18 protein-coding genes are annotated in these 17,083 nt (G+C 63.2%); 10 read left to right on the forward strand and 8 right to left on the reverse strand.

The annotated features are described in order from the left end of the window. Positions 1–45: 45 nt before the first annotated feature. From AWB78_RS20080 to AWB78_RS20095, 4 genes are all read left to right on the forward strand, one after another. Positions 46–378 carry a carboxymuconolactone decarboxylase family protein gene (locus tag AWB78_RS20080; RefSeq protein ID WP_062607386.1) on the forward strand — a complete coding sequence of 111 codons (333 nt, stop codon included), beginning with the start codon at positions 46–48 and terminating at the stop codon, positions 376–378. Positions 379–413: 35 nt separating this feature from the next. Then, positions 414–962, forward strand: coding sequence for an OsmC family protein (locus AWB78_RS20085; RefSeq protein WP_062607388.1), 549 nt, complete (start codon positions 414–416; stop codon positions 960–962). A gap of 36 nt (positions 963–998) precedes the next feature. Next, on the forward strand, positions 999–1,820 hold the full coding sequence (locus tag AWB78_RS20090) for an enoyl-CoA hydratase/isomerase family protein (protein WP_062607390.1): 822 nt from the start codon (positions 999–1,001) through the stop codon (positions 1,818–1,820). A 96-nt stretch (positions 1,821–1,916) separates the two neighbouring features. Continuing rightward, on the forward strand, positions 1,917–3,566 hold the full coding sequence (locus tag AWB78_RS20095) for a long-chain fatty acid--CoA ligase (RefSeq protein ID WP_062607392.1): 1,650 nt from the start codon (positions 1,917–1,919) through the stop codon (positions 3,564–3,566). Between the two features lie 26 nt (positions 3,567–3,592). On the opposite strand, the gene AWB78_RS20100 is transcribed toward AWB78_RS20095, so the two are convergent. The 3 genes from AWB78_RS20100 to AWB78_RS20110 form a co-directional block, all read right to left on the reverse strand. Then, on the reverse strand, positions 3,593–4,039 hold the full coding sequence (locus tag AWB78_RS20100) for a MaoC family dehydratase (RefSeq protein ID WP_062607393.1): 447 nt from the start codon (positions 4,037–4,039) through the stop codon (positions 3,593–3,595). Between the two features lie 75 nt (positions 4,040–4,114). Further along, positions 4,115–4,726, reverse strand: a complete 612-nt coding sequence (locus AWB78_RS20105; RefSeq protein WP_063958990.1) for a TetR/AcrR family transcriptional regulator — start codon at positions 4,724–4,726, stop codon at positions 4,115–4,117. Between the two features lie 34 nt (positions 4,727–4,760). Further along, positions 4,761–5,987: an MFS transporter gene (locus AWB78_RS20110; RefSeq protein WP_082883356.1), complete on the reverse strand. Its 1,227-nt coding sequence runs from the start codon at positions 5,985–5,987 to the stop codon at positions 4,761–4,763. A 221-nt stretch (positions 5,988–6,208) separates the two neighbouring features. Here AWB78_RS20110 and AWB78_RS20115 point away from each other — a divergent pair, with 221 nt between their 5' ends. From AWB78_RS20115 to AWB78_RS20140, 6 genes are all read left to right on the forward strand, one after another. Beyond that, on the forward strand, positions 6,209–7,567 hold the full coding sequence (locus tag AWB78_RS20115) for a short-chain fatty acid transporter (RefSeq protein WP_063958993.1): 1,359 nt from the start codon (positions 6,209–6,211) through the stop codon (positions 7,565–7,567). A 45-nt stretch (positions 7,568–7,612) separates the two neighbouring features. Beyond that, a complete protein-coding gene (locus AWB78_RS20120) occupies positions 7,613–9,112 on the forward strand; it encodes a class I adenylate-forming enzyme family protein (protein ID WP_062607397.1) in 1,500 nt (499 codons plus the stop codon). 23 nt (positions 9,113–9,135) lie between these two features. Beyond that, positions 9,136–9,951: an enoyl-CoA hydratase/isomerase family protein gene (locus tag AWB78_RS20125; RefSeq protein ID WP_061150741.1), complete on the forward strand. Its 816-nt coding sequence runs from the start codon at positions 9,136–9,138 to the stop codon at positions 9,949–9,951. Between the two features lie 37 nt (positions 9,952–9,988). Further along, positions 9,989–10,984 carry an MDR family oxidoreductase gene (locus tag AWB78_RS20130; RefSeq protein ID WP_062607398.1) on the forward strand — a complete coding sequence of 332 codons (996 nt, stop codon included), beginning with the start codon at positions 9,989–9,991 and terminating at the stop codon, positions 10,982–10,984. Positions 10,985–11,187: 203 nt separating this feature from the next. Continuing rightward, the gene (locus AWB78_RS20135) at positions 11,188–11,625 is read left to right on the forward strand and encodes a YqaA family protein (protein WP_062607470.1); all 438 of its coding nucleotides are present in this window, start codon (positions 11,188–11,190) and stop codon (positions 11,623–11,625) included. A gap of 69 nt (positions 11,626–11,694) precedes the next feature. Further along, complete coding sequence (locus tag AWB78_RS20140; RefSeq protein ID WP_062607473.1) at positions 11,695–12,213, forward strand: GNAT family N-acetyltransferase; 519 nt, start codon at positions 11,695–11,697, stop codon at positions 12,211–12,213. A 12-nt stretch (positions 12,214–12,225) separates the two neighbouring features. Here the strand turns inward: AWB78_RS20140 and AWB78_RS20145 are convergent, their stop codons facing one another. From AWB78_RS20145 to AWB78_RS20165, 5 genes are read right to left on the reverse strand one after another with little or no spacing between them, the layout of a single operon-like run. Further along, on the reverse strand, positions 12,226–13,470 hold the full coding sequence (locus tag AWB78_RS20145; protein WP_062607400.1) for an MFS transporter: 1,245 nt from the start codon (positions 13,468–13,470) through the stop codon (positions 12,226–12,228). A 25-nt stretch (positions 13,471–13,495) separates the two neighbouring features. Continuing rightward, a complete protein-coding gene (locus AWB78_RS20150; protein WP_082883358.1) occupies positions 13,496–14,686 on the reverse strand; it encodes a M20 aminoacylase family protein in 1,191 nt (396 codons plus the stop codon). 15 nt (positions 14,687–14,701) lie between these two features. After that, a complete protein-coding gene (locus tag AWB78_RS20155; RefSeq protein WP_062607401.1) occupies positions 14,702–15,181 on the reverse strand; it encodes a 6,7-dimethyl-8-ribityllumazine synthase in 480 nt (159 codons plus the stop codon). 21 nt (positions 15,182–15,202) lie between these two features. Further along, positions 15,203–16,678 carry a sodium:solute symporter family protein gene (locus AWB78_RS20160; protein ID WP_062607403.1) on the reverse strand — a complete coding sequence of 492 codons (1,476 nt, stop codon included), beginning with the start codon at positions 16,676–16,678 and terminating at the stop codon, positions 15,203–15,205. Continuing rightward, positions 16,675–16,896, reverse strand: a complete 222-nt coding sequence (locus AWB78_RS20165) for a DUF3311 domain-containing protein (RefSeq protein WP_062607404.1) — start codon at positions 16,894–16,896, stop codon at positions 16,675–16,677. The genes AWB78_RS20160 and AWB78_RS20165 overlap by 4 nt, the downstream gene beginning before the upstream one ends. Positions 16,897–17,083: the final 187 nt, after the last annotated feature.

Raw genomic sequence — 17,083 nt, forward strand, 5'->3', positions numbered from 1 at the left:
TAGAAGGTTTAGAATTCGCCTCACGCTACTTCAACAGGAGCTCACATGTTTGACTGGAACAAGTACCGGGGTGATCTGAACGAACGACTCGCGCAACTCGGCAAGCTCACGCCTTCGACGATGCAAGGCGTCGCGTCGCTCGCGCAGGCCGGTGAAAAAACGAATCATCTCGATGCGAAAACGCGAGAGCTGATCTCTCTCGCGGTTGCCGTCACCACGCGATGCGATGGATGCATCGCGTTCCACGCAGCCGAAGCCAAGAAGGCGGGCGCGACCATGGACGAACTGGCCGAAGCCCTGGGCGTCGCGATCAATCTCAATGCGGGCGCCGCGCTGGTCTATTCCGCGCGCACGCTGGACGCGTTCGACAAAGCCTGAGTGCTGCACGACAACCCTATTTTCAGGAGCGAATCATGAACATGAACGGCATTGACGTCGACGCATTGGGCGCATTCGCGAGCGATGTCAAACAACGAGCCGAGACCGGAACGGCAGGCTTCAAGGTCACGACCAAGTGGGCGAACCAGACGAAGACCGCGGCCACGGTTTCGAGTTATCAACTCGGCGGCAAGACCATCGAACGTAGTTTCGATATCGCCGCCGACGAACCGGTCGAACTGCTCGGCACCAACTCGGCGCCGAATCCGCAGGAGCTTCTGCTCGCGGCGCTGAACGCGTGCATGTCGGTGGGCTATGCGGCCAATGCGGCCGTGATGGGCATCAAGCTGGAGAAGCTCGAAATCGAGAGCTTCGGTCAACTCGATCTGCGCGGCTTTCTGGGACTCGATGCATCGGTGAAGCCGGGATACGAAGAGGTTAGCTACACGGTGCGCATCAAGTCGAACGCGCCCCGCGAGAAGCTGGAAGCGCTTCACGCCATCGTGATGAAAACATCGCCGAACTATTCGAACTTCGCGACGGCGATCCGCATGGTTCCCCGGCTCGTGGTCGAGGGTTCCTGAAAATTATCCGCAACCGTTGCTCACAGGAGATGCGTCATGCAGGAAGATGCAAACGAAGTCGTGCGCTGTGACGTGCGAGAGGGTATCGCGTGGCTTTCCATCAATCGCCCGGACAAGCTCAATGCGTTGTCGTCCACGGTGGTCATCACGATGCGGCAGTGGATTCAAAAGCTGAACGAGGACGACGCCGTTCGCGTGATCGTCATCAAGGGCACGGGCAAGGCGTTTTCGGTCGGCTACGACATCGCCGAGGAGGTCGCGGCGGGCATCGAGCGGCCGGAGGACTGGCACAACGCGCTCACGCGCAACGTGGATCTGTCGATGTCCGTCTGGGCCTCGCACAAGCCGACGATCGCCGCAGTCGATGGGTGGTGTCTCGCTGGCGCATGCGAACTCGCGATGGCCTGCGACATGATCATCGCGACCGAGCGATCCCAGTTCGGCGAGCCGGAAATCCGCTTTGGTTCAGGGCCGGTGACGATCCTGATGCCGTTTCTCATCGGCCAGAAAAAGACCAACGAACTGCTGCTGACCGGCGACGTGATCTCCGCAGCGGAAGCGGAAAAAATCGGGCTGATCAACCGCGTCGTTTCCACGGATGAACTGATCGAGACCGTCGAGAAGCTCGCGCGGAAGATCGCTGTGACACCGAACATCACGTTGAAGCTCACGAAGACCGCACTGACTCGCGCGTATGAAGCGATGGGTTTGCGTCAGGCCGTCAATGCAAACCTCGACGTCGCCGCGACGCTCAATGCAGCCTATTCGCCGGAGAAGCTCGGCTTCGCTCAGCGCGTGAAGGAAGAGGGTCTGCGCAAGGCGCTCGACTGGCGCGACTCGCGCTACGGCAAGCTCTGATCGGTCGATACCCGATGTGCGGGCGGCGATCATCCGACGCCGTCCGCGTTCGATTGCGTCAAAAATAATATGTAGTACGACTCAGTGGAGATAACGATGAAAAGTACGATGCAGGCGAATCAGCTCGGCCTCGCGCTGCTGTTGCGTCATGCGTGCCGCGTGAATGGACGGTCGCGGATCGTATCCGTCACGGCCGATGGCCTTCGCGTCGAACAGAGCTTCGCCGACCTGGCGCTGCGCGCGGGACGGCTCGCGCACGCGCTCGATCAGCGTGGCTTTCCGACGGGAACGGTCGTCGGCACGTTGGCCGGGGCATCGCGCGAGCATCTGGAAGCGTATCTCGGCGTGCCCGCGAGCGGCCGCATCCTGCACACGATCAACGTGAGGCTGCACGCGGATCAGCAGGCCTACATCGCGGAGCATGCAAACGACGAAGTCATCATGCTCGATAGCCAGAACCTCGAAACGTTTGCATCGTTCGCGCATCGGCTGCCGAAGTTGCGGCTCGTGGTCACGGTGGGACGGCGAACGGCGAGCCCCGCGCCGCTCATGCCGTGCGAAACCATCGACTACGAAACGCTCATTGCCGAAGGCGCGCCGCGCATCGACTGGCCCGACATCGACGAGAACGAGGCGGCCATCATCTGCTTTACCGGCGGCACGACAGGATTGCCGAAAGGTGTCGCCTATAGCCATCGCTCGATCTGGCTTCAGGCGATGAGCATCTGCACCGCGAACTCCGTGGGCCTCAGCAGCAACGACTGTCTGCTGCCCGCCGTGCCGCTTTATCACGTGAACGGCTGGGGCCTTCCGTTCGCCGCGTTGATGGCCGGTTGCGATCTGATTCTTCCCGGCGCGTCGATGCAGCCGTCGGCATTGATCGCGCTCATCGAAGCCGAATCGCCGACGATCGCCGCAGGCGTGCCGACGATCTGGTCCGATGTCCTCGCCGAGATGCGCATGCGCGGCATGGGCGGTCTCGGCCGCCTCAAATCGGTGAGTTGCGGTGGCGCGCAAGTGCCGCAACGGCTCGTCGACGACTACGCGGCGCTCGGCATCAGAATGGTTCAGGCGTGGGGCATGACCGAGACCTCGTCCATGTCCGCGATCGCGCAAACGCCGGCGTGGGCCAGCAGCGCGGATGATCGGCGGCGTTGCGCATCGGCGCAGGGGAGGGTGGTCTGCGGGCTCGAAGTGCGCGTGTCCGATCTCGACGGCGCCACGCTGCCGGCCGATGGCGTCGCGGTCGGCGAGATCCAGATTCGCGGGCCGTGGGTCACGCAGTCATATCTCGATGTCGAAGACCGGAATCATTTGCAGGATGGCTGGCTGCGCACCGGCGACCTCGGCACCGTGGATGCCGATGGCTTCATCTGCCTCACCGACAGACTGAAGGACGCCATCAAATCGGGCGGCGAATGGATTCCGTCGCTGGCGCTGGAGAATGCCATTCGCACGCATCCATCGGTGCTGGATGCAGCCGTGATCGCGGTCGCGGACGAGCGCTGGCAGGAGCGGCCCGCCGCCATCGTCGTACTGAAGCCGGACGAGACGGCGAATGCATCGGAGCTTCGCGCGCATCTGCTCGGCCGCGTCGCGAAATGGTGGATTCCCGAGCGCTGGGCCTTCACCGATGCGATTCCCCGAACATCGGTCGGCAAGATCGACAAGAAGCGCATTCGGCAGATCGCGGGCGCGTCGATGGCGTGGACGCTCGACTCATCGGCGGCTTGCGCCGCGCGTTGATCTTTCGCGAGAACGGGCCTGATGCCTCAGGCCTGCTTCAACGGCATGGTGTAAGTCGTCGCGGTGCCGCTCAAACAAACCTCACCCTTCTGATTCGTGACGGAGACTTCCACGTTGCAGATGGGTTTGTCTTCGCGCACGGATTTCACTTCGACGCGGCCAGTGACCGTATCGCCGACGAGCACGCCCTTCGAAAACTTCAGCTCCATTCCGAGGAACACGGTGCCGGGACCGGGCAACGCCTCCGCGACAATGGCGTTCAACATGCCCGACGTGACCCCGCCTTGCACGATCAGACCGCCGAAAGGGGACTGCTTCGCGATCGCTTCGTCGTAGTGCAGCGGATTGCGATCGCCCGTGATTTCCGTGAACAGTTCGATGTCGCGCATGGTCATCGTTTTCTGGCGCTCGGCGCTCGCACCGGCGGCGGGCATTCCGTTGAGGGTCTTGCTCCAGCCATTGTCTGCGCTCATGTCATCTCCTTGATGTTGTACGCGCTGTCGTTCGCACGATCACGCTAGCAAGACCGTCCGGCCCGCGCTCAGCGCTCAGCGTTTGTCGCGAGGCGCGAGATGCGCGAGGAACGCGGCGCTCGCGTCATCGAGCGGCTCGCGGGACTTCTCGAGTTTCGAGCACATCACCGCGCCTTCCCACGCATTCCAGAAGTAGCGCGAAAGCGCGGCGGTGTCGGCGTCCGCGCGAATCTCGCCGCTCGCCTTGCCTTCCTCCAGACATGCGCGAATCCTGCCGCGCCAGTCTTTCAGCACATCCATGAGCGCCTTGCGGAAAGTTTCGTCGAGCGCGGCCAGCTCCTGACTCAGATTGCCGACGAGACAGCCACGCTTGAACTTGTGCCGCTGCATGCCGATCGCGGCGTCTTCCGTGAACGCCTTGATGCGTTCGAGCGGCGAGAGGCTCGCGTCCTTCAGATGCATGTCGAGCTTCTTCGCGAAGTACTCGTGATACGCCTGAATGACCTCCAGGCAATACGCGTCCTTACTGCTGAAGTAGTAGTGAAACGAGCCTTTCGGCACGCCCGCGAGCGCGACGAGTTCGTCGAGCGAGAAGTTATGAAAACCTTTCTCGGTGAGGATCGCGACGCCGAGCCGGATCAGCTCGGAGCGGCGGCCACTATCCCTTTTGGTTGCAACGGTTGCCATGATTCTGACGTCCTTCGAATGGTTGACGCTTTTTCTACCAGCGCGGCTGTTTCTTCAAAAGCGGACTCATCGCGATCAGACCGAACAGCGGGCCTGGCAGCAAGAGCAGGGAACTCCACGCACCCAACGCGTGATACACACTCGTCGCCGAAAAAATCGAACAGGCCGAGATGAAGAAGCCGAGACTGTTCTGTATCGTCAGCGCGCCGCCGACCCGTTCGGGCGGACAGGCGCGCACGGAAAGCGCGGAGAACTGCGGTGAATCGGCGACCACGCTCACGCCCCAGATCAGCAGCACCGCGAGTTGCGCGTAGACGGGCGCTTTATCGGCGAAAAAAGGATAAAGCAGACAGATCGATCCCGACACGAACAGCGCGATGAACGCCGCGCGCGCACTGCCGAAGCGCTTGCTGAACGCGCCGCCTGCGATGCAGCCCAGCGCGCCGATTCCGATGACCGCGAACGACCACAACGCGACATCGCGCGTGGAAGCCGCAGTACCGCCCTGCAACGCATGCGCGACGAGCAGCGGCACGAGCGTCCAGAACGCGTAAAGCTCCCACATGTGGCCAAAGTAGCCGAACGCCGCCGCGCGAAATTCCCGCGAACCAAACACGGAGCGCGCGTTGCCCAGGCCCGCCTTCGATTTCGTCCGCCGCGCGTGCGGCCCTTCGCCGAGCGTCAGCACCATCGCCGCGCCGATGAGCGCCAGCATCGACGATGTGAGCACGACGGTCTGCCACGGCACCGCATCGAATGCGCCGCGTATCGCGTGCACGGAGGCCGTGCCGAGGGTGAGCATCGCGACGAGCCACGCGAGCGTCTGCGCCGCGCGCGCAGGCGCCCATGTCACGAGCAGCTTCATGCCGAGCGGATAGATGCCCGCCAGCGCGACACCCACGCCAAACCGAAACACGACCGCCGATGCGAAACCCGTACTGCACAGCGCGAAGAGCGCGTTGAGCGCCGCGCCGAGCAGACCGCATGCGGCGAAGACTCGGCTCGTCGGCAAGCGGTCCGCGATGCCCGTGAACGCCGAAATCAAGGTCCCGACGATGAACCCGGCCTGCACGGAGTTCGTGAGCCAGCCCATGCCCGACGCGGTGAGATGCCACGACAACTGCAAGTCGTGCATGGCCGCATTCGCGCTGAACCACAGCGATGTGCCGAACAACTGCGCGATCGCGATCACCGCTATCGCGCGATTGGCGCGCGACGCCGCCTGTATGTCCGTTCGATCAGCGCCCAGCCCGGTGCTCACGTGGAAGTCTCCTCAAAGTTCATGTTCGATATCTTTCGAGCCGCGTCAGTACTTTCCCGAAACCACTATAGGTTTTTGTAGACGACCAGTCAACTAGGGGCTATAACGTCTCTAACTGACCGGTCGTCTAGTACCACGCCCACATGACTGAGCGACATGAAACGCATCAGACAACGGAGACATGAGCAATGGAAAAGGTGAACGCAGGAGCGGCGTCGTCAATGAACAGGCCCGTGCGATCTTACGGGCTACGCGGATTCACACGCGTATGCGTGGTGCTGGTCGAAAAGGTGATGCCGGATCCGTTCGTCATCGCCGTATTGCTGACTTTGCTGACGTGCGTGCTCGCGGTCGGCTTCGCGCCGCATGGCGATATCGGCACGGTCGTCACGAGCTGGTATGACGGCGTATTCAAGATCTCGAGCTTCGCGTTTCTGGTCGCGTTGACCCTCGTGACGGGACACGCGTTGTCGACCTCGAAACCCGTGTCGATGCTGCTCAGGAAAGTCGCGTCGTATCCGACCACCGCGGCAGGCGCGATGACGCTCACCTTCTTCGTCTCGATGGTGAGCGGCCTGCTCAACTGGGCCGTCGGCCTGGTGGTCTCCGCGCTGTTCGCCCGCGAGATCGCCAAGCGCGTGCGCGTGGATTTCGCGTGGCTCGTCGCGGCGGCTTACGCGGGCTGGTCGTTTTATCCGTGCGGCCTGTCGAGCTCCATCGCGTTGCTGAGCGCGACGAAGGGCTCGCCGCTGAACATCATCGAGAAAGTGACGGGTTCGGTGCTGCCGATGCGCGAATTCCTGCTGTCGCCGTTGAACTTCGTGCCCGTGATCGTGCTCGGCGTGCTGGTTCCGCTCGTGTTCCGGTTGATGAAGCCGCACGACAGCGAGACCATCGCGGCAGACCCGGCGAAGCTCATCGAGGAAGACACCGTCGATGTATCGAATGAACGTCCGAAAACCTTCGCCGCATGGCTCGATCACGGATGGGTACTTAACCTGATTCTCGTCGCGCTGGGCTTGGGCTATATCGTGATGAAGGTCATGGCAGGCAAGTTCACGATGGACCTGAACATGCTCGTCATGATTTTCCTGATCCTCGGTCTGGTCACGCACTGGACGCCGCGCGCGTATCTCACCGCCATCAACAATGCCGCGCGCGTCGCGGGTCCGGTGCTGCTTCAGTTCCCCATCTACGGCGGCATCATGGGCGTCATGACGGTCACGGGCCTCGCCGACGAAATGGCGAAATGGTTCATCAGCTTTTCGACCACGCACACGCTGCCGTTCTGGACCTTCGTGTCGTCGGTGCTCATCAGCATGTTCGTGCCGAGCGCGGGCGGACACTGGATCGTGCAGGCGCCGTTCGTGGTGCCCGCCGCGCAGCATCTCGGCGTCTCGCAGCATGCGGTCGCGATTGCCGTTGCGCTCGGTGAAGGCGTGGCCGACATGGTGCAGCCGATGTGGGTCATTCCGCTGCTCGCCATCGCCGGCGTGGGCATGGGCCGCGTGATGGGCTTCACCGTCATCATCTTCTTCGTCATGCTCGCGGTCATGGGAGGCACGCTCCTTCTGCTGTAAGCAACGCGTTCAATCATTCGCCTACTTTGATGTCACTGAAAGCTCATGGATGAAATGAATAACCTCGGCTTCACTCTGGCGGCCGCGTGCAGAAAGCACGGCGCGGCGATCGCCATCGAAGCGGCTGAAACGAAGCTGACGTACGCGGCGCTGCTCGACCGCGCGATGCATATCGAGCGCGCGCTCGCCGCCCACGGCTTGCAAGCCGACGAACCGGTACACGTGTTCGTGTCCAGTCATCCGGCGGACCTCGCCGGCTTTCTCGGCGTGTGGCTCGCGGGCGGTGTCGTGGTGCCGCTGCATCGCACCTCGCCGGCGAGCGTGATCGACAGTGTGCAAGGCCGAAGCCGCGCGCGGCTCGTGGTCGATGTGGCTCGCTCGGATCAAGCCGAAGTCGATGCCGTCGCGTGCATCGGCGACACACTGCCGCCGGCTCGCGCGCAACTCGAACGCGCCGCGATGATCATCTTCACGTCCGGTTCGACGGGCGTGCCGAAGGGCGTCGTGATCGGTCACGATGCGTTCAGCGGCAAGCTTCGCGCCATCGACGCGATGATCCGTTTCCGCCGCAACGAACGCACGCTGCAACTGCTGAACATCACGTTCAGCTTCGGCATCTGGTCGAGCCTTCTGACGCTGATCGGCGGCGGAACCATCGTGCTGCCGCAGAAGTTCATTCCGGCGCTGCTGCTCGAACAATTGCGCAATGAGGAGATTCATCGCGTGGGCGTAGTGCCGACGATGTTGCGCGCGATGCTCGCCGTGCTCGCGCAAGACACCGACGGCCTCACCACCGCCTGTCCCGCGCTGCGCCAGATCCTGACCGGCGGCGAGCAGTTGAGCGAGCAGCTCGCGACGCAGGTCGCGCAGCTTTTCCCCGATACCGATCTCTTGAATATCTTCGGCCTGACCGAAACATCAACGTGCGATTTCTTTCAGTTTCCCCGGGACCGTCAGGCGAATCCTCATTCGCTGGGTCTGCCGTCGAGCAACGTGCGGTTTCGCGTCGTTGATGAACTGGGCGCGCCGTGCGGGCAGGGCGTCATCGGCGAATTGCAGATCACGAGTCCGTTCCTGATGAGCGGCTACCTCGACGAACCCGGCCTCACGCAAGCCGCCTTCTCCGATGGCTGGTTCAGAACCGGCGACCTCGCGCAACGCGAAACAGACGGCCAGGTGCGCTTAATGGGCCGCTCGAAGGAACTGATCTCGCGCGGCGGCAACAAGGTGACGCCGATGGAAGTCGAGCGCGCTCTCAAGCAATACGATGCCGTTTGCGACTGCATGGTGGTCGGCGCGCCCGATGACATCCTAGGCGAACGCATTCACGCGCTGATCGTTCCGAACAGCGGCTGCGCGATCGAAGCGGACCCGTTGCGCGCGTTTCTCTCGACCCGGCTCGACCGCTTCAAGATGCCGGACTTCATCTATATCGCCGATGCCCTTCCTATCGGGCGAACCGGCAAGGCGGACCGGCGCGAGTTGCGCAACATGATTTTGGGCGGCGCGCTGTCACCGTTGTCATCGCTTGCGGGCCGTTCCTGATACCGAACCGGAGAGACATATCGATGTCCGAATTCATCACGCTCAAATACGAAGTCAAAGAGTCGATTGCGATCATCACGCTGAATCGTCCGGAGCGCCTGAACGCGCTGGGCAAGAAGTCGCTCGAAGAAATCAACGCCGTCATGAACCGCGCAGAAGGCGACGCAAGCGTGCGCGCCATCGTCATTCACGGTGAGGGCAAGGCGTTCTCGTCGGGCTTCGATCTGAAGGAGCAGATGGAAGCGCGTCCGGAAGGCGCGGCCGTGTGGCGCGAAATTCTCGATCGCGATTTCGATACCACCATGCGCTTCTGGGACTGCCCGAAGCCGACCATCGCCGCGGTGCACGGCGCGTGCGTGGCCGGCGCGTTCGAGATCGTGCTCGCGTGCGATATCACCGTGGCGGCGCGCTCGGCCATCTTCGGCGAGCCTGAACTCAAGTTCGGCGCGGGCATCGTCACGATGCTGCTGCCTTGGATGACCAACCCCAAGCAGGCGAAGGAAATCATTCTGACGGGTCTCGACCATATCGATGCGCAAAAGGGCGCGGAACTGGGCTTCGTCAATCGCGTCGTCGATGACGGTGAGCACCTGAACGAAGCGCTGCGCATCGCGCGCACGATGTGCGTCATCGATCCGAACCTGATGCGCGAAACCAAGCGCGCGATCAATCACAGCTTCGAGGCGCGCGGCATGAAGGAGACGCTCAAGCACGCGCTCGATATCGACCATGCGGTCGAGACGGCGGTGTCGCCCGACAAGAAGGCATTCATGGAAGTGGCGCGCGCGCAGGGCATGCGAGAGGCCATCCGCTGGCGTGACCGCCGCTTCGAAGTCTGATGCTGCAAACCCAAATCATCTAACTGGAGAACACGTGATGTCCGGACAGACGTTCAATGCAATGATGCTCCGCGAGGAAGACAAGAAGACCAAGGCCGCGATCGAGAAGCTGAGCTTCGACTCGCTGCCGGGCGAAGACACGCTCGTGAAGATCGAATATTCGACCATCAACTTCAAGGACGCGCTGGCCGTCACGGGCAAAGGAAAGATCGTCAAGACGTGGCCGCTGGTTCCGGGCATCGACTTCTCGGGCGAAGTGGTCGAGACATCGAATCCGAATCTGCGCGCGGGGCAGAAAGTCGTGCTGACCGGCTGGAGCGTCGGCGAGAAATACTGGGGCGGCTACAGCCAGTATCAGCGCGTGCGCGGCGAATGGCTCGTGCCGCTGCCCGAAGGACTCACCACCCGGCAGGCGATGATGATCGGCACCGCCGGCTTCACCGGCATGCTGTGCGTGAACGCGCTCGAAAGCGCGGGCGTGACGCCCGCGAGCGGTCCCGTGCTCGTGACGGGCGCGGCGGGCGGCGTGGGCAGCGTCGCGGTGGCCGTGTTGAACAAGCTGGGTTACGAGGTTTGCGCGCTCACCGGCAACGAAGAGAAGCACGAATACGTGAAGGGCCTCGGCGCGAAAGCGTTCGTCGATGGTCCGCAATGGGCCGATGCGCCGCGTGCGCTCGAAGCGCAGAAATGGGCCGCGGCAATCGACACCGTCGGCTCGAAAGTGCTCGCGCGCGTGCTCGCCGAGATGAACTACAACGGCGTGGTCGCGGCGTGCGGGCTCGCGGGCGGCGCCGACTTGCCGACTACCGTCATGCCGTTCATCCTGCGCGGCGTGAAGCTGATCGGCGTCGATTCGGTGATGCTGCCCTCGAAGGATCGCATCAAGGCGTGGAACCGCATCGTCATCGACCTTCCCGCTGCGCTGCTCGATGGCATCACCGCGCAAACGGTGCGCCTCGAAGAGGTGGGCGCGGCGGCGGAAGCAATGCTCGCGGGCCAGTTGCGAGGCCGCGTGCTGGTGGATGTCAACTGACGTTCGCGCGTCGCGTCGAACATTCCCGGACGCTGCGCTGCTCATGCGGGCATCCGGGTTGCATGAACCGGGACCGGCTATGATGCGCGTACTTTGGTCATCGCGCGCTGCTATAAAAAGCACGGAACGTTCATGCACATTCGCAACTTTCATTCGGGCACCCCAGTCCTTCGCCGATGCGCTCGGCACCGGACTGCGCGCCCATGCTGACATGGTCGGTCTATGGCGGCCTGTTTCTCGCGGCCTTCGGCGCGGCAACGCTGTTGCCGCTCCAGTCGGAGGCGGTGCTGGTCGGGCTGCTGCTGAGCAAACATTATTCGGTGAACCTGCTGCTCGCGGTGGCGACGGTCGGCAACGTGCTCGGATCGGTCGTCAACTGGCTGCTCGGCCGCTACATCGAACGCTGGAAACACAAACGCTGGTTTCCCGTTTCCGAAGAAAAGCTCGAAAAGGCGCAACGCACCTACCAACGCTTCGGCCAGTGGTCGCTGCTGCTGAGCTGGGCGCCGGTGATCGGCGATCCGCTCACGCTGCTCGCCGGCGTCATGCGCGAGCCGTTCGCGCGCTTCCTGCTGCTCGTGACCATCGCCAAACTCGGCCGGTATCTCGTCCTGACGCTGGTGACGCTTTCCTTCGTCTGAAGTTGGCGCGTTATTTTTGTTCGGCTACTATAGTAGACATTAGTCAACTATGAAATACGGGTTCGAATGATGAATATCCGCGATGCAGGCCCGGGCGATCTCCCGGTCATCACCTCGATCTACAACGACGCCGTGCAGCACACGACGGCGATCTGGAACGACAAGCTCGTCGACGTCGCGAACCGCACGCAATGGCTCGCCGATCGCGAGAAGCAGGGCTATCCGGTGCTGGTCGCGGTCGACGAAGCCGGCGAAGTCCTGGGCTATGCGTCGTTCGGAGACTGGCGCGCGTTCGATGGTTACCGGCACACGGTCGAGCATTCGGTCTACGTGCATGCGACTCAGCGCGGCAAGCGCATCGGCGATGCGCTGATGCGCGCGCTGATCGAACGTGGGCGCGCCATCGGCAAGCACGTCATGGTCGCGGCGATCGAATCGGGAAACAAGGGCTCCATCCGCCTGCACGAAAAGCTCGGCTTCAGCCACGTGGGGCAGATGCCGCAGGTCGGCATGAAGTTCGGCAAGTGGCTCGATCTGACGTTTCTGCAGTTGATTCTCGACGACCGCGCGACGCCCGACGCCGCGTAAAAACCCTGTCGCCTACGATGACGACGCCTGGCCGCTCGCCCGCCGTCTGAGCACGGGGGCGAATCCCAGCAGGCCGGCGATCGGGCCGATCACGAGCAGCCACGACGAATCGAGCCCGATCTTTTCGAACAGCGCGGTTGCCGCTGAAATCGATACGACCGTGATCGCGAAGCCGATCGAGTTCTGAATGGCGAGCGCGCTGCCCACGAGTTCGGGCGGGCAAGCCTTCGCGGAAAGCGCGGAAAACTGCGGCGAATCCGCGACGACGGTCGCGCCCCACACCAGCATCAGAACGAGCAGGAGCGGGACGCTCGCGTCGCGCCACAGCAGCGCGAACAGCACGCAACACGTGCCCGATATCGCCAGCGCGCCTGCCGCGACGGCCGCGCTGCCGATTCTGCGCGACAGCATGCCGCCCGCGAGACAGCCGACGGCGCCTGCCGCGAACACGAAAAACGACAGGCCGGACACGCCGCCCGCGTGCACGCCCTGCGCCAGCGACGAGCGCGCGATGTAGAGCGGAACCAGCGTCCAGAACGCGTAAAGCTCCCACATGTGGCCGAAATAGCCGAGCGCCGCGCAGCGAAAGTCGGGGCGTTTGAGTGCATCGAGTATGCCGGGCGATGAAGCCGCCGCGCTTCCCGCCGCACGCCGACGCGCATTCGCCATGCGTGACCCGTCGCCGAGAATCGCGATCAGCACGCTCGCGAGCAACGCCAGCGCCGACGACGCCACGATGATCGCCTGCCACGGCCAGTCGGCGCCCACCACTTTGAGCGCGTGCGGCAGGCCCGAGCCGAGCGTGAGCATCGCGACGAGTTGCGCCAGCGCGGTGCCGGTTTTCTCCGGCGCCCAGTTGACGATCAGCTTCATGCCCATCGGATAGATGCCGGCGAGACACACGCCGACGAGAAAACGGCACATCGCGCCGGAGAGCACGCCCGTCGCGAGCAGCGCGAACATCGCGTTGAAGACGGCGCCGAGAATGGCGCTCCAGACGAAGATCGAACTCGCGCGAAACCGGTCGGCGACGCCGCTCAGCGACATCGTCAGCGTGCCGAGGATGAAGCCTGCCTGCACCGCGCTCGTCAGCCAGCCGATATCCGTCGCGCTGGCGTGCCACGCGCGCGTGATGCCGGCGGCCGCGCCGTTCGCGCTGAACCACAGCGAGGTTCCGAATAGCTGCGCGAGCGAGATCGCCGTCACGGGGCCGATGCGATCCACGAGCAACCGCCGCACGCCGCTACTTTCCGCCATTGCCAAGGGACACTCTCCTGTTGTTTCAGCGCGTCGCGGCTGGCCGTCGGAACCAGGCGTGCGCGAGCGCCGTCCAGTATCGAACGCCTGCCGGAATGAGCGCGTCGTTGAAATCATAGGCTGGGTTGTGCAGGCCCGCATCGCCGCCGCTACCGGCCAGCACATACGCGCCGGGACGGGCTTCCAGCATGAACCCGAAATCCTCGGACGTCATGTTCGGCGCGACATCGGCATGAACGTGTTCGTCGCCGAAAGTCGCGCGCAGCACGGCCGCGCAGAAGTCGGTTTCGTTTTTCGTGTTGACGGTCGCCGGGTAGTACTGAAAAAACTCGGTTTCGATGCGCACGCCATACGAATGCGCCGCGCCCTGACAACGCCGGTCCACGCCTTCCTTGATGTCGTTCAGCAAACGCGACGACAACGTGCGGATCGTTCCGCGCATCTCGACCGATTCGGGCACGACGTTGTCCGTCTCTCCCGCGTGGATCATGCAGACGGACAGCACGGCCGGATCGACCGGGTCCTTGTGCCGTGCGCAAAGCGTCTGGAACTGCAGCACCAGCGCGCACGCGACCGGCACCGGATCGATGCCGCGATGCGGTTGCGCCGCATGCGCGCCGACGCCTTTCACGGTAATGCGAAAGCGCACGCCCGCAGCCATGATCGGTCCCGCGCGCAAGCCGAAGTGTCCCGCTGGCAGGCTCGGCCAGTTGTGCATCGCGAATACGGCCTCGCTCGGGAATCGCTCCAGCAGGCCTTCGTCGAGCATGCGCTTCGCGCCCGCGCCGCCTTCTTCCGCAGGCTGAAACACGAAGTGAACGCTGCCGGGCAATCGCGGCAATTGCCTGAGCACGCGCGCGGCGGCCAGCAGCATGACCGTGTGGCCATCGTGACCGCAGGCGTGCATGCGGCCTTCGTGACGCGACGCATACGCGTGCTGACTCGTCTCGCGGATCGGCAACGCGTCCATGTCCGCGCGCAGCAGAATCGCGCGCGAAGAATCGATGCCGGGCAGGCTCGCGACCACGCCGGTGCCACCGAGTCCGCGCGTGACTTCGAAGCCGATGTCGCGCAGTTCATCAGCTATCACGTCAGATGTGCGGACTTCCTCGTAACGCAGCTCCGGATGCGCGTGCAGGTCGTGCCGCAATGCAATCCATCGGGGAAGATGTTGGTCGATCAAATCGTCCAGCAACGTTTCAGTGCCTTGATTCATGCTCTTTTCGAAGGTTCATGTGAGCGTCTCGACGCGATGGTGGTCGAGCGCTTCGAGGTTCAGCAATTGCTGCATGCAGGCGTCGGCCAGCTCGCTTCCCTTGATCGAGAAGTGATCCTTGAAGAACTGCAGGTGCGCCGCGTGCTCGTGGAAATGATGCGGCGTGAGCACCATCGAAAAAACCGGCACGTTCGCATCGAGTTGCACGCGCATCAATGCATCGACGACCGTGCTTGCCACGAAATCATGCCGATAGATGCCGCCATCGACGACGAACGCCGCGCCCGCGATCGCGTCGTAGCGCCCGCTCGCCGCGAGCCGCCGCGCGAACAGAGGAATCTCGAACGCGCCGGGAACGGTGAAGAAGTGAATGCGGTCTTCATCGATTCCCTTGGCCTTCATGCGGCGCGCGAAGGCCTGCTTGCCCGGCGCGAGGATGTCCGAATGCCATTGCGCTTCGATGTAGGCAATCGTGAATCCGGCGTGTGCGTTCATCGTGTGCTCCTCGAGGGCTCGTCAGAGCGCGGTTGCGCCGCTGCGCGCTTCATCGGTGGCGCGCCGCGTGAGCAAGGTCACGACGATCAACGTCATCACGTTCAGCACGAGCGCGACGATGCCGACGTTCAGGTCCTTCAGCGCATCCGGCAGGAACGGGAACAGTTGCGCGATAGTGCTCTTCGTGAGCGACACGGCCGCCACCGTCCCTTCGCCGACGATGATGCTGGCGAACGCGGCCGGTCGCGTGACCGGGTTGTTGCGCATCAGCGAAGCCACCAGCACAGGGAACAGTTGCGTGACGAGCGCATACGCCATCAGCAGCAGCGAGACGATGGTCTGTCCGCCCTGCAACGTGAAGAACACGGCGGCGAGCATGATGAGCGGCGCGATCCAGCGCGCCGAAGCGGCAATATGCTCCTTGCTCGCGCCCGGCCGCGCCACGCGATAGACGTTGTTCGCGAGCAGCGTCGATGCGGTCATCAGGATCATCGAGCCGGGCACGATGGCCGTCAGCACACCGGCCGCGCCGATCACGCCGACGAACCACGGATCGAATGTCGCCATCGAAATCTTGAGCAGCGCCAGATCGATCTCGGTTCCTTTGAGGCCCGGAATGCGCAGCACCGCCGCGAAGCCCACGAAGAAAATGAACAGCAGCATGAGCTGATAGATCGGCAGCACGTAGGCGTTTCTGCGCAGCACTTCCTCGCGCTTTGCGGTGTACGTCGCCATGAACATGTGCGGCCACATATAGAAGCCGAGCGTCGAGAGCAGCACGGTGGAGACGAGCCACACCGGGCTTTCGCCACGCGCCGGCAACGCGAGAAAGCCCGGCTTCGCCTCTTCGATGGCCGCGAACATCTGCCCGACGCCGCCGTAGTAATGGAACGGCAGATACAGGCCCAGAAACACCGCGACGCCCATCACGAGAATGTCTTTCACGACCGAGGTCCACGCCGAGCCATGCACGCCCGACAACGCGACATACACGGCCACGACCGTGGCGCCGATCCACACGCCCTGCGTCGATGACAACGCCGAATACGACGCCACCGTCACGATGATGCCGAGCCCCTTGAGCTGCAGCACGAGATACGGAATGAGCGCAACGATGCCGACGATCGCGACGAACACGCCGAGCATCGGGCTGCGGTATTTGGCGGCGAAGAAGTCCGGTTGCGAGATGAGGCCGCGCTGCTTTGCGTATCGCCAGATGGGCGGAAGCAGCCAGTACGACAGCACGAAACACAGGCTGCCGTAGCCGATCATGTAGTACGCGGCGCCGCCGTGCCCATAGGCGTATCCGCTGCCGCCGAGAAACACGAAGGTCGTATAGATTTCCCCGGCCATCAAAAGAAACACGATCGCGGTGCCGAAACCGCGTCCGCCGACGGCCCATTGCTCCAGACTCATGCCTTTACCCGGCCGGGCGCGGATGCCGAGAAACAACGCGAGCGCCATCGCCGCGAAGATGATCAACAGTGCGCTATTCATGCATGCTCTCCCGCCATGTCTTCACTGGTTCTGACGCGGTGCTTGCTGTCGGAATGACAGATGAGGGCCATCACGATCGACGTGACGACGAGCGTTCCGGCCAGCCACGCCAGCAGAAACGGCATGCCCAGAACGAACGGCGTCACGCGATTCAGAAAGAACGGCCCGAGCAATACGAACGCGGGCGGCAAAACGACGAGGGTGTGGATGGGACGCATCGAGACTCCACGAGCTTTTGTTTTGAAAAGACGAGCGGAGCCACGGGCAATCATGTCCCGGACGAGAACGCCGTCAACCTTTGCGGTGTTGCCTTGCCCCGGAACGCGCACCGCGGGCGTTCCGTCTTGCACGCGCCGGATCGCAACCCGGCGCGCGGAACTTCACATGCGGTTTAGTCGGCCGATT

This window comes from Caballeronia calidae, assembly GCF_900044055.2.
Taxonomy (GTDB): domain Bacteria; phylum Pseudomonadota; class Gammaproteobacteria; order Burkholderiales; family Burkholderiaceae; genus Caballeronia; species Caballeronia calidae.

Coding starts and splice junctions, on each gene's coding strand:
- AWB78_RS20105 (WP_063958990.1), bottom strand. CDS start 4,726: ATGGCAACCGTTGCAACCAAAAGGGATAGTGGCCGCCGCTCCGAGCTG.
- AWB78_RS20145 (WP_062607400.1), bottom strand. CDS start 13,470: ATGGCGGAAAGTAGCGGCGTGCGGCGGTTGCTCGTGGATCGCATCGGC.
- AWB78_RS20095 (WP_062607392.1), top strand. CDS start 1,917: ATGAAAAGTACGATGCAGGCGAATCAGCTCGGCCTCGCGCTGCTGTTG.
- AWB78_RS20135 (WP_062607470.1), top strand. CDS start 11,188: ATGCTGACATGGTCGGTCTATGGCGGCCTGTTTCTCGCGGCCTTCGGC.
- AWB78_RS20100 (WP_062607393.1), bottom strand. CDS start 4,039: ATGAGCGCAGACAATGGCTGGAGCAAGACCCTCAACGGAATGCCCGCC.
- AWB78_RS20080 (WP_062607386.1), top strand. CDS start 46: ATGTTTGACTGGAACAAGTACCGGGGTGATCTGAACGAACGACTCGCG.
- AWB78_RS20090 (WP_062607390.1), top strand. CDS start 999: ATGCAGGAAGATGCAAACGAAGTCGTGCGCTGTGACGTGCGAGAGGGT.
- AWB78_RS20150 (WP_082883358.1), bottom strand. CDS start 14,686: ATGAATCAAGGCACTGAAACGTTGCTGGACGATTTGATCGACCAACAT.
- AWB78_RS20155 (WP_062607401.1), bottom strand. CDS start 15,181: ATGAACGCACACGCCGGATTCACGATTGCCTACATCGAAGCGCAATGG.
- AWB78_RS20165 (WP_062607404.1), bottom strand. CDS start 16,896: ATGCGTCCCATCCACACCCTCGTCGTTTTGCCGCCCGCGTTCGTATTG.
- AWB78_RS20085 (WP_062607388.1), top strand. CDS start 414: ATGAACATGAACGGCATTGACGTCGACGCATTGGGCGCATTCGCGAGC.
- AWB78_RS20120 (WP_062607397.1), top strand. CDS start 7,613: ATGGATGAAATGAATAACCTCGGCTTCACTCTGGCGGCCGCGTGCAGA.
- AWB78_RS20160 (WP_062607403.1), bottom strand. CDS start 16,678: ATGAATAGCGCACTGTTGATCATCTTCGCGGCGATGGCGCTCGCGTTG.
- AWB78_RS20125 (WP_061150741.1), top strand. CDS start 9,136: ATGTCCGAATTCATCACGCTCAAATACGAAGTCAAAGAGTCGATTGCG.
- AWB78_RS20115 (WP_063958993.1), top strand. CDS start 6,209: ATGAACAGGCCCGTGCGATCTTACGGGCTACGCGGATTCACACGCGTA.
- AWB78_RS20130 (WP_062607398.1), top strand. CDS start 9,989: ATGTCCGGACAGACGTTCAATGCAATGATGCTCCGCGAGGAAGACAAG.
- AWB78_RS20140 (WP_062607473.1), top strand. CDS start 11,695: ATGAATATCCGCGATGCAGGCCCGGGCGATCTCCCGGTCATCACCTCG.